The sequence below is a fragment of the Tissierella simiarum genome (genome assembly GCF_018917865.1).
Lineage (GTDB): Bacteria > Bacillota > Clostridia > Tissierellales > Tissierellaceae > Tissierella_C > Tissierella_C simiarum.
Window position 1 is genome coordinate 44765 of the sequence record NZ_JAHLPM010000021.1, and the last position, 6832, is coordinate 51596.

Annotated in this window: 7 protein-coding genes; 6 read left to right on the top strand and 1 reads right to left on the bottom strand. The window is 30.9% G+C overall.

Translation table 11 applies throughout. The annotated features are described in order from the left end of the window. Positions 1-60: 60 nt before the first annotated feature. The 4 genes from KQI42_RS18205 (at position 61) to KQI42_RS18220 (ending at position 4731) form a co-directional block, all read left to right on the top strand. Positions 61-945, top strand: coding sequence for a DMT family transporter (locus KQI42_RS18205; protein ID WP_216521840.1), 885 nt, complete (start codon positions 61-63; stop codon positions 943-945). Between the two features lie 69 nt (positions 946-1014). After that, entirely contained in the window at positions 1015-2337 is a 1323-nt protein-coding gene (locus KQI42_RS18210; protein ID WP_216521842.1) for an ATP-binding protein, read from the top strand. Beyond that, positions 2315-3160, top strand: coding sequence for a response regulator (locus KQI42_RS18215; RefSeq protein ID WP_216521843.1), 846 nt, complete (start codon positions 2315-2317; stop codon positions 3158-3160). Before KQI42_RS18210 ends, KQI42_RS18215 begins: the two co-directional genes overlap by 23 nt. 209 nt (positions 3161-3369) lie before the next feature. Next, a complete protein-coding gene (locus tag KQI42_RS18220) occupies positions 3370-4731 on the top strand; it encodes an alanine/glycine:cation symporter family protein (RefSeq protein WP_216521844.1) in 1362 nt (453 codons plus the stop codon). A 56-nt stretch (positions 4732-4787) separates the two neighbouring features. On the opposite strand, the gene KQI42_RS18225 is transcribed toward KQI42_RS18220, so the two are convergent. After that, positions 4788-5471: a hydrolase gene (locus KQI42_RS18225; protein WP_216521845.1), complete on the bottom strand. Its 684-nt coding sequence runs from the start codon at positions 5469-5471 to the stop codon at positions 4788-4790. A 183-nt stretch (positions 5472-5654) separates the two neighbouring features. Between KQI42_RS18225 and KQI42_RS18230 the strand changes: the two genes are divergently transcribed. Next, a complete protein-coding gene (locus KQI42_RS18230; protein WP_216521846.1) occupies positions 5655-6356 on the top strand; it encodes a DUF1538 domain-containing protein in 702 nt (233 codons plus the stop codon). 15 nt (positions 6357-6371) lie between these two features. Further along, positions 6372-6698 carry a P-II family nitrogen regulator gene (locus KQI42_RS18235; RefSeq protein WP_216521848.1) on the top strand — a complete coding sequence of 109 codons (327 nt, stop codon included), beginning with the start codon at positions 6372-6374 and terminating at the stop codon, positions 6696-6698. Positions 6699-6832 lie beyond the last annotated feature (134 nt).

Sequence of the window (6832 nt, forward strand, 5' to 3'; positions counted from 1 at the left end):
CATTGTTCAACATTGCATCTTTATATTATAATATATACAAAAGAACTTAGGGAGGAAATTATGGGCAATAAAAAAAGCTTATATGCAGATTTATCTTTGTTTATAGTAGCTATTATTTGGGGAAGTGGATTTGTAGTTACTAAAAGTACTTTGGATCGTATAACTCCATATCACATGTTAGCTTTTAGATTTATAATAGCGGCATTATTGATGGGAATAGTATTTTTTAAAAACCTAAAGAAAATTACCATGGAGGATATAAAGGCAGGTATACTTGTAGGGGTATTCCTCTTTGGAGGATTTGCTACTCAAACTGTTGGTCTAAAATATACAACGGCAGGTAAACAAGCATTTATTACTGCTACTAACGTAGTCATGGTGCCCTTTATTTATTGGATAATTAGTAAGAAAAGACCAGATAATTATGATATGGCTGGGGCTTTTTTATGTTTAATTGGTATTGGAATACTCAGTATTGAAAAGGATTTAACTATAGGGTATGGAGATTTACTTACTTTAATATGTGCTGTATTTTTTGCTTTTCACATATCCTCTGTAGGATATTTCGCTAAAGATAAAGATCCAGTGGCTCTATCCGTAATTCAAATAGCTACCGCAGGTGTTTTATCTTTAATATTTGCTTTATTATTTGAACCTAAGATGGCTATTATTCAAAAAAATACAGTATTTCCTATCCTGTATTTAGCGGTTTTTAGTACTTTATTAGCTTTTTTAATTCAAAATGTAGCACAAAAATATACTTCATCTACTCATACGGCAATTATATTAAGTTTTGAAGCCGTCTTCGGAAGTATATTTTCCTTAATATTTCTGAAAGAGCCTTTTACTGCTAGATTTTTAATTGGCTGCTTAGCTATACTTACTTCCGTAATAACTAGTGAAACTAAGTGGGAATTTTTGAGGACAAAAAATAAGTCGAATTAGATTTTTAAATACATCTTAATTGTAATATTAATTTCACATCCTTAATCATAAATGATATAATAAAATTGCATGTTATATTCTATTTTAAAAGGTTTAGGTGATGAGATGAAAAGTTATAAGAAGGCCTTATTTGGATCTCTTATAGTAGGATTGGCTTCTCAATTTTATATTAATTTTTATATATCTAATTTCAAATTTTCATTGGCAGGTGTAGCATTTCCCTTGTTTCTATATTTTTATAATGATATTAATCCTATGTTTTTTGGACTAGCATCAGGAGTATCTTTATTTTTATTTAGAGTATTTTTTCATGTAATAATAAATGGTATAGGTGGGCAAATATTTACTTTGTTTCTACCAGAAGCTATCTTTTATATATTTTATGGAATCTTATTTTATATAGGATCTAAGAAGATTAAAGATATTACTATAAATAGGATGTTTTTAGTAGCTATGGCAAGCGATTTCCTAGGGAACATGCTAGAAGTATATATTAGAATAGGAGTAGATCTTTTTACCAAAGATTACTTAATTATAGAAACTCTTATATTAGTAGCTGTGGCTAGGGCAGGTATAACATGGGCTGTAATTCTTGTATATAAGTATTATAAACTTTTTATCATCAAAGAAGAACATGAAGAAAGATATAAAAGATTATTATGGTTAACTTCAAGATTAAAAACAGAGATTTATTGGATGGAAAAAAACATGGATCATATTGAAAAGGTTATGTCTAATGCCTATGAACTATTTTTAAAGATAAATAACAAGGAGGAAGAAGGGAGTTGGACTAACAGAGCCTTAGAAATATCAAAGGATGTCCATGAGATAAAGAAAGAGTATGGCTTAGTGGTTAGGGGCATAGAAGAAATAATTGAAAATAGATTAGACAATAAAGGTATGCATTTTCACGAGTTGATGATTATTTTAAAAGAAAGTATGAGTAGAGAAGTTAAGTACCATAATAAGGACATAGTTATAGAATATAAATTAGGTAAAGATTTCTATACTGAAAAACATTATTTTTTAATGTCTATATTAAGGAATATGATTATGAACTCAATAGATGCCATAGAAAGTCGTGGAACAATTAAATTTATTCACTACATAGAAGAACAAAACCATATTTTTATAGTTACAGACAATGGTTGTGGAATTGAAGGTGAAGACTTAATTCATATATTTTCGCCAGGGTATTCTACAAAAATAGATTATATAACTGGCCAAGTAAATAGAGGATTGGGTCTTAGTTTAATACAAAATATAGTAAGTGATAATCTAAAAGGAGATGTCTATGTTTATTCAGAGAAAAACAAAGGTACTACCTTTGAAATATCCATTCCAATGGGTGAATTGGAGGGTATAATAGATGAAGATTTTCATATTAGATGATGATCTTAGTATAATTAGAATTCTTAAAAAGATAATTTTTGATAGAAATCTAGGAATAGTAATTGGAGATGCTAGTGAAGGTAAAGAAGGATTAGAAGAAATTTTGGCTACAGAGCCAGACTTGGTACTTATAGATATGCTTATGTCTGATAAAGATGGACTTTCTATAGTCAAAGAATTAAAGGAAATTGGTCTAAAAACCCAGTTTATAATGATATCCCAAGTATCTTCTAAACAAATGGTAGAAAAGGCATATAGGTATGGAGTTGAATACTATATTTATAAGCCAATAAATGCCTTGGAAGTAGAAACTATTATTAAAAGATTAAAAGATAAAATAGAATTAGAAAATAAAATGATGAAACTTCAACAAATATTTAACGATATTCCTCCTTTAAATCAAAATGATTTATCTACAACTTATTGTGAGCAAACTATCAATGCTGCCTTATTAAAATTAGGGGTTATAGGCGAAAAAGGAAGTAAGGATATTGTTAAAGTTGTTAAGTTTGTGGTTGAAAATAAGATAAATATCAATGATATAACCATTAGAGAGATATGTAGTCAATTTACAGAGAATCCTAAATCTATGGAACAAAGAATAAGGAGAACTGTTAATATAGCTTTAGGTAATTTAGCCAGTCTAGGTATTGAAGACTATATGAATGAAACCTTCGTTGAGTATTCTAACACCTTGTTTAATTTTGAACAAGTAAAAAAGGAAATGGACTATATAAGACAGAAATCTATGATAAGAGGATCAATAAATATAAAGAAATTTCTAACTGGACTTGCAATGCATTGTGAAAATAAAAACAATTAGAAATATTCAGAAAATATAATTGGTTTTTTTGAAGTTTTTTGAAGTTTGGTGAAACCAGCAGTATATACTTTGATTACTTAAATTAAAGTATAGGCTGCTGGATATTTATTTACTACTAAAAAACGTTTTCATTACTATGATTTTTAATAAAGTAGTATCATTTATCTGGCAGATATACAAGTATGGTCAATATAGAAAGGAGACGCTCTATGGAAACTTTATTAAAAATCAATGGCATTATTCATTCTTTTGTATGGGGACCACCTATGCTTGTACTATTAGTGGGCACAGGTATTTATTTAACTTTTCGTACTAATTTTTTCTCAATAACAAAACTTGGTTACATTCTTAAAAACACTTTATTGAAGATGTTTTCTAAAGAAGAAAAAGGTGAAGGGGAGGTAACAGCATTTCAAGCAGTTGCTACAGCACTGGCGGCTACTGTAGGTACAGGAAATATTGCTGGTGTTGCTACAGCTATAGCCGTTGGAGGACCAGGTGCTATATTTTGGATGTGGATTGCTGCACTATTTGGTATGACTACTAAATTCGCAGAAGTAGTACTTGCTATACAATATAGAGAAAAGACTCCTGATGGAAGATTTGTGGGAGGTCCAATGTATTATATTACAAATGGGCTAAAGAAGAAATGGCTTGCATATATATTTGCAGTATTTGGAGCGATGGCAGCATTTGGTATAGGAAATATGGTTCAATCAAATTCTATTGCTGCTTCCCTTGAAGCTACATTTGGCCTTAATAAATTTCTTGTAGGAATAATTTTAGCAGTATTTGCAGCCATAGTTATCGTAGGTGGTATTAAAAGAATAGGGACTGTAACAGAAAAATTAGTACCATTTATGGCTGCATTCTATATATTAGGTGGTCTAGTAATTATTATTTTAAATATAAAGAATATTCCAGAAGCATTTAAATTAATATTTAGTAGTGCATTTACTGGAACAGCAGCTGTAGGAGGTTTTGCAGGGTCTACTTTGAAACTAGCTATGACAAAAGGTGTTGCTCGTGGAGTATTTACCAATGAAGCGGGTCTTGGTAGTGCACCAATAGCTCATGCTGCAGCCACTACAGATCATCCAGTACGTCAAGGACTATGGGGAGTATTTGAAGTTTTTATGGACACAATCGTTATTTGCTCAATAACTGCATTAGTAATTATAACTTCCGGTGTATGGAAGAGTGGAGAAACAGGAGCGGCTCTTACTACTATGGCTTTCAAGGAAGGGCTTCCAGGAAATTGGGGTGGATATATAGTTTCAATAGGAATACTATTATTTGCATTTTCTACTATATTAGGCTGGGAATATTATGGGGAGCGTTGTGCTGAATATATCTTTGGACCTAAAGTTAACATGATTTATAGAATTATATGGATACCATTTATTATTATAGGAGCTATAGGGGGACTTGAAACACTTTGGGATTTAGCAGATACGTTAAATGGTTTAATGGCTATTCCAAATTTAATAGGAGTTTTTGCTTTAAATGGAGTTGTAATTAAACTTACTAAGGAATTTTTTAAGAAAGAATATGCAACTGAAAAAAGATGATATATAAATAAGATGGACATATTTCAAGCAAAATATGTCCATCTTATTTGAGCTTTTTATTCATTTTCTTTTTCTTTTCTATACTTATCCATTACGCTAGCAAAAATTTCTGCACTAGAAGGTGGAGTATAGGTAATAGCATTTGCTCCAGCTTCTATAGTTTCTAAGATAGTCTCTTCTGTAGGACCACCTGTAGCAATAATAGGCAATTCTTTTCCGAACTCTTCTCTTAGTAACTTTACTAAATAAGCTGTTTTTGGACCACCGGAAATATTTAATATACTGGCTCCAGACTTAACCTTTCCTTTATAATCATCACATTCCGATACTACTGTAGCTATTATAGGGATATCAATTCTTTCCCTCATTTTTTTAATAACATCATTATCTGTAGGAGCGTTTACTACTACACCATAGGCTCCCATAAGTTCTGCTTGAAGTGCAATATTAATAGATCTTTTGCCAGTAGTCAGACCTCCTCCCACTCCTACAAATACGGGAACTGGAGCTACTTCTAATATAGCTTGAGTTATGGATAATTGAGGTGTAAATGGATATACAGCGATTATGGAATTTGCATTAGTGTTTTTAATGATGGCTACATCTGTTGAAAAAAGTAAAGATTTAATTCTTGTACCTAGAACTTTAATTCCACTAGCTTTATATATTACAGGAGGGACCTCTATTATTCTAGATCTAAGTTGACTTTTAACTTCAGGAATATATTTTTCTTTTTCCATAAAAAACCTCCTATTTTAAATAGTTTACATAAGATTATATTATAATCAATACTCCATAAATACCCTTTTTATTAGGAATTAAACCTTTATATTATTTAATTTCCAATATAATGGGTATATACTACTTGTTACACATCTTAAGCAGGGTAACCGCCATCATATATATAAAGGAGAGGACTAGTTATGAAAGTGTTAGAAGGATTAAGCGCCCTGTGGGAAACCTTAAGGAGTATTATTCCCCTAACTGCTGTACTTACTCTTTTTCAATTAGTAATTCTAAAAAAACCCATAGACAATGTGAAAGAGTTTATAATTGGATTTGCACTTAGTGTTTTTGGTCTACATTTTTTCTTAAAGGGAGTATCTATGAGTTTACTGCCTTTAGGTGATTCAGTAGGTAAAAATTTAGTAGTTTTAGAACGTAGATGGGTTATAGTTATTATAGCTTTTGTTATTGGATATTTTGGAACTTTGGTGGAACCAGCATTAAAGGCTTTAGCTTTAGAGGTTGAAGAAATATCTGTTGGTGCAATACCTCATAAGGTACTTATTCATGCTGTGGCTATTGGATTTGGATTAGGTATGAGTATAGGTATATTAAAGATATTAAAGGATATATCCTATATTAAGATAATAGTACCTTTATTAGCAGCTATAATTATACTAGCTTTTTTTGCACCAGAAGCTTTTGTATCCATAGCTATGGATTCAGCTAGTGCTACTACTGGACCGGTTAACATTCCTTTAAATATGGCGTTAGCCATAGGATTAGCTAGTATAATAGAAAGTGCAGATCCGCTTTTATCAGGATTTGGTATAGTTGGTCTTACTTCTATAGGTGCTATGATTTCTGTATTGACTTTAGGGATATTAACTAAATTTTAAGAAAGGAGACATAAAATGTTTGAGGTTAAATGCATAGTGGCTATTGTTGAAAGGGGAAAGGCAGATAAAATTGTAAATAGAGCTAAAATGGCTGGAGCTACGGGAGCTACTATAGTTTATGGTAGAGGTACAGGTGAAAGTGAGATAATTAAATTTTTAAATATACACATAGAGGCATCGAAAGAAATAATAATTATATTAACCAAAATAGATAAATATAGACCTATATTCGATGCAATAATTGAAGCTGGTCGATTGAAAGAACCAGGTACAGGTATTATATTTACAGTACCTGTAACAAATCTAGTTGGATTACACCATAGAGAAATGTTCGAAGAATAAAAATAGGACTGATATTGAACTGACCTTTGTCAAGTAGACAGATAATTTAATTAAAATATTATGCACATTTGGATGCATGGTTTCGATATTCTAAAGGAGCCATGCATCTTAGTTTTTTTTGAAGTCTTCTTTCG

Excerpts from the sequence above, each read along its gene's own strand:
- KQI42_RS18205 (WP_216521840.1), top strand. The coding sequence starts at position 61 with ATGGGCAATAAAAAAAGCTTATATGCAGATTTATCTTTGTTTATAGTA.
- KQI42_RS18210 (WP_216521842.1), top strand. The coding sequence starts at position 1,015 with ATGTTATATTCTATTTTAAAAGGTTTAGGTGATGAGATGAAAAGTTAT.
- KQI42_RS18215 (WP_216521843.1), top strand. The coding sequence starts at position 2,315 with ATGAAGATTTTCATATTAGATGATGATCTTAGTATAATTAGAATTCTT.
- KQI42_RS18220 (WP_216521844.1), top strand. The coding sequence starts at position 3,370 with ATGGAAACTTTATTAAAAATCAATGGCATTATTCATTCTTTTGTATGG.
- KQI42_RS18225 (WP_216521845.1), bottom strand. The coding sequence starts at position 5,471 with ATGGAAAAAGAAAAATATATTCCTGAAGTTAAAAGTCAACTTAGATCT.
- KQI42_RS18230 (WP_216521846.1), top strand. The coding sequence starts at position 5,655 with ATGAAAGTGTTAGAAGGATTAAGCGCCCTGTGGGAAACCTTAAGGAGT.
- KQI42_RS18235 (WP_216521848.1), top strand. The coding sequence starts at position 6,372 with ATGTTTGAGGTTAAATGCATAGTGGCTATTGTTGAAAGGGGAAAGGCA.